The organism is uncultured Limnohabitans sp., from assembly GCF_937889215.1.
Lineage (GTDB): Bacteria > Pseudomonadota > Gammaproteobacteria > Burkholderiales > Burkholderiaceae_C > Limnohabitans_A.
In genome coordinates this window covers 1-3,252 of record NZ_CALBEX010000467.1, presented here as the reverse complement: position 1 = coordinate 3,252, position 3,252 = coordinate 1, and the positions used below count along the sequence as shown (strand labels likewise).

Here is a 3,252-nt window from a genome sequence, read left to right as displayed (position 1 = left end):
CGCTTCAGATCACCCAAGTCGATCCCCAAGCCAAAGTCTTTCAATGACTGGTTGATGAAACTGGCATGGCGAGACTCGTCTCGCGCCATGTAACGCATCAACTGTTTGATGTCGGGGTTCTCTACATTTTTGAAAATTTCGTTGTACAAAATACAACCGGAAAACTCGGAGGTCAGCGATGAAATCAGAAAATCCAGAAACTCTTGGCGCATTTCCGGGCTGACTTGCGAGAATCTTTCTGCCACTTCTTTGGCAAACTCCGCATCGCGTTGAAAGTGATCGTGGTTGTTGTCACCCTCGTATTCCGCCATCATTTTGTCCCACTCAGCGCGCATGGGGGACATGTCCAATTTGTCCATGGCCGCAAAGTCTGTGGTGTAAAAGCGTGGGCTGAGCATGGTGCTCTCAACGGCTTTTTGGGATGCTTTTTCAGCGCTGTCAATGGTGGATGGGGTTTGCATAAATGGTTACCAGTTTCTGAAAATAGGGGCAGCTGTGGCTTTACTCAGGTCGCATGGCTAAAAACCTTGAGAATTCAGCTGTATTAGTCGGTCCAAAAGACTCCAAATCCACCCGTTGGCCAGTGCTTGGGTCAAACAAAGTGACGCGGCCATCCACGCGGGCAATCAAATCAAAGGGCAAGTCAGAACCTATGCCCCGTGAATACCTTTCACGCGTGAGTGCGCGAAGCGCGCCGCGCACAAAACCTTGCTCGCCTTGCAAAACCGTCAAGGTTTTTCCAGTCACACCGTCCTCCACACGGACACCACCGTCGGTGTGATCCTGGAAAACCAATGACCGTTGGACTGTTGGAGCTGCGGCTTTTTGGTCCGGACCGTTGCCGGTGATGCGAATCAGACCAACGGAAATCAGTGAGAACGCGATGATGCCAGCCGCGCAATACAAAACCCACCGCGGAAAGTGATCCGTTCTGGCTTTGCGCGTCAAGCCTGACGATTGAGAAAGGTTCATGTCAAACTCACTTGGAGGTCATTTGAACTGGGTTTGCCGGTATTGACGGAAGAGGTCGCGTTGACAGGCAGACCCGTATTGTGTGTCCATGCTTCACTCAATTTGACCGACACCTCTTGCACATTGGGGATGGCACGCAGGGTGGGCTCGGGCTTTTCCACTTTCCAGGGCCTCACACTGGGCCATAAATGAATCCACGCAATGCGGTCAGAGCCTTTCAGCGCCAAAGTGATGTCACCAAAGCCGTCCTTCAACATCCGAACATCCGCTGAGGCCACTTGTTTCAAAGGGAAGTTGAACGACACGGTGAACACGATGCCCAAGCGCATGACCACGCGCTTGTTGGTCAGGGTGTAAACCGTCGTGCGAGAGGTCATGTAAGCCATCAGCCAAACGGAACCCAGGCCGATGAGGGTCAGCGGCGCAATCCATTTGATCGACAGCAGCACCGCCATGACACCTGCGCCTTCTTCCAGAGCTGGCCACGCGCAGGCCACAATGAGCACCGCAAAATAGACGACCAACTTTTTGATGTGAAAGGCCGAAGAGGCCAGGGTTGCGACATCTGGCGAGCCTTGCCAAACAATGAACTCATCGGACGGCAGCCTCTCGGGCAAACCGTACTCTGGTTCAAACTCGTATTCATGACCAAGGTTTTCGATGGGCATTTGATTCCTCTTCAGCTGTTCATTCAACACGTGTGGCCGTGAAACCTTAAATCAGAGGTTCACTGCGTTTGGCATCGGCATACAAAGTGCCGCCGCCGTAATAAGCACTGATTTTTTCTTCTTCCAATTTGGTGACTTGGTCTGGGTTTTTCAGTCCAGGCACATCCGCAAAATGGCGAGCATAGACAGCATGCACTTCAACTTGGTTTCTGCGAATTAGGGAAAACGTGATGGGCAGCAAAACAGTGCGTCCGCCGTCGATTTCGACTTCCAAATAACGGAACATCATTTCAGCAGAATCGATCCAAATGTCTTTGACTGTGCCGCCCTGTTTGCCGTCGCCAGCCATGACGGGCAAGCCGCGTGGATCGACGTCTTGCTTTGCGACGGTGTAATCGCTGGCGATCCGCAAAGGTTGAATCAGGGGAACACCATGGGATGTCCGCTCAGGGACATCTTCGCGCATGGTGTAAGCGCCAGGGCCGACGGATGCCGTCATGGCGTTTCCGGTGGGCTCGATGGGTGCGCCTCCACGACCCGTTGCCACAGCGTTGTAAGCCGGCTCTTTGCGCGTCAGGTCAGGCACTGTGACGGTTTTACCACCTTCGAGTAAGTAAGTTTTGGGGGACGGGATTGGGAATCCTTTGCCCACTGCGCGTCCGCCGGTGCTGGTCTCCAAGGGGTAGCCCTCGCGGTGGCCTTCTGCGACCAGATACCAAATAAGGCCAGCGAAAAATATCCAAAATACATAAAGCAGTATTTGTGCTAAATCGACATAACCAGTGATGTTGCCAACGGTTTGCATAACGTTTTCTCCTTTGAACAATTAAATGCGTGACTCGGTCAAGCCGAGGGTTGAGGGGGCAGCGATTGAAAATGAGGTGCTGCGTTTGACCAGGGGGCCCACAGCAATCAGGGTGAGAAACAACAAAAGCATTTCAACGTGGTAAACCATGCTGTACGCCACCGAGGGGTCCATCAGGCCTTCGCCCAACACACCTTGCGAGCTGAGTGTGTTCACGATGTCGCGCAATGCACCGCCAAAGAACATGGCCACGCCAGCGGCCGCTGCTTGCACCGCGCCCCAAGCGCCCAAAGCTAATCCTATAAAGTTGGACTCGATGCGCATGGCGGTGAACAAAGTGCCCACCGCAAACAAGCCACCGCCAAATCCAATGCCCATGGCACCAAACCTGAACAACCAGCCTGCATCCAAGGGTGCTGAAAAAATCACGGCAGCAAACGCAGGCAAGCCTGCCAATGCCCCATAGGCAGCCAGGCGCATCGGGTCTTCGCCTTTGGCCAGTTGACGGCCTGCGGCATAAAACCCCAACAAGCCACCGGCTGACAACATGGCCGTCAGTGCACTGGTGGCACCCACACTCAATTTCAGAATTTCACCGCCATAGGGCTCCAGCACAATTTCTTGCATGTTGAAACCCATGGTGCCCAAAGCCGTGGCCCACAAAAACCGCTTGGCGTTGGGCAGTGCGATGAATTCGGCCCAAACCTCTTTGAATGGGCGGCGAATTTCGTTTTTCATGGCTTTCACACGTTCAGGATTGCGAGGCTCTTGCTTCCAAAGCGCAACACCGTTGAGCAGGAACAACAC

General features: G+C 53.5%; 5 protein-coding genes. All 5 read right to left on the bottom strand.

Annotated elements, in window-relative coordinates:
* Positions 1-461 (bottom strand): ferritin family protein (locus tag Q0341_RS11795; RefSeq protein WP_299513522.1); only part of this gene is annotated, 461 nt, incomplete at its 3' end.
* Between the two features lie 40 nt (positions 462-501).
* Entirely contained in the window at positions 502-972 is a 471-nt protein-coding gene (puhC, locus tag Q0341_RS11790; protein WP_299513520.1) for a photosynthetic complex assembly protein PuhC, read from the bottom strand.
* Positions 969-1,640: a photosynthetic complex putative assembly protein PuhB gene (puhB, locus tag Q0341_RS11785; RefSeq protein WP_299513517.1), complete on the bottom strand. Its 672-nt coding sequence runs from the start codon at positions 1,638-1,640 to the stop codon at positions 969-971. Before puhB ends, puhC begins: the two co-directional genes overlap by 4 nt.
* Before the next feature lie 46 nt (positions 1,641-1,686).
* Entirely contained in the window at positions 1,687-2,445 is a 759-nt protein-coding gene (gene puhA, locus Q0341_RS11780; RefSeq protein WP_299513515.1) for a photosynthetic reaction center subunit H, read from the bottom strand.
* 21 nt (positions 2,446-2,466) lie between these two features.
* A partial coding sequence (locus Q0341_RS11775) for a PucC family protein (protein ID WP_299513513.1) occupies positions 2,467-3,252 on the bottom strand: 786 nt, incomplete at its 5' end.

What these genes read in the sequence shown, in the direction of transcription:
- puhC (WP_299513520.1), bottom strand. Translation starts at nt 972, where the DNA reads ATGAACCTTTCTCAATCGTCAGGCTTGACGCGCAAAGCCAGAACGGAT.
- puhB (WP_299513517.1), bottom strand. Translation starts at nt 1,640, where the DNA reads ATGCCCATCGAAAACCTTGGTCATGAATACGAGTTTGAACCAGAGTAC.
- puhA (WP_299513515.1), bottom strand. Translation starts at nt 2,445, where the DNA reads ATGCAAACCGTTGGCAACATCACTGGTTATGTCGATTTAGCACAAATA.